1 protein-coding gene is annotated in these 703 nt (G+C 35.3%); it reads left to right on the top strand.

What is annotated here, in order from left to right; translation table 11 throughout:
• On the top strand, positions 1-703 hold a 703-nt coding region (locus ACS8FC_RS17555; protein WP_439297732.1), incomplete at both ends, for a DnaA ATPase domain-containing protein.

The raw sequence follows: 703 nt of genomic DNA, 5'->3' as shown, positions 1-703 counted from the left end.
CCCTACCCCATCTGAACATAAATTTGAATCTATCCATCATAATAACTCGAAAGCAGATATCGACGCTAATATGCGTCAGGGAGAACTAAACGATTCAGCTGATGCTAAATCACTGAGCTATCTCAATCCTGACTTTACTTTCGAGACATTTGTCACCGGTAAGTCGAACAATCTGGCCTACAAAGCTTGTTACGAGCTTGGTAAAAAACAATCAAAAAATCGACACAATCCTTTATTTATATATGGACCTTCTGGATTGGGAAAAACGCATTTAATGCATTCTGTAGCACATCGCTATTTAAAAAATAATCAAAGTTTTTATTATTTCACTTCTGAAAAATTTATAAATCAATTAGTTTATTCATTAAGAAATAATAAAATAGAAGATTTTAAAAAGAAAATAAAAAAAGTAGATTTGTTAATTGTAGATGATATTCATGTCTTAGCAGGAAAGACCAAAAGTAGTAATGAGTTTTTAACATTGTTTGCAGACTTTACTAGTGGTGACAAACAGCTGATTTTGGCTTCTGATCGTCATCCATCACAAATGACAGAATTTGATGAACGCTTTAGGTCGCGATTTTCTTGGGGATTGACAGTCGCGGTTGACCCTCCTGAGATTGACACTCGCGTGCAAATTTTGCAGAAAAAAGCCGCTTCTTATGGCATGGTGCTGCCTAAAGAGTGTGCATTGTTTATCGCT

It is taken from the genome of Psychrobacter sp. 1Y4 (genome assembly GCF_051847555.1).
Note: the sequence above shows the minus strand (reverse complement) of the source record. Positions and strands in the feature narration are given on the sequence as shown.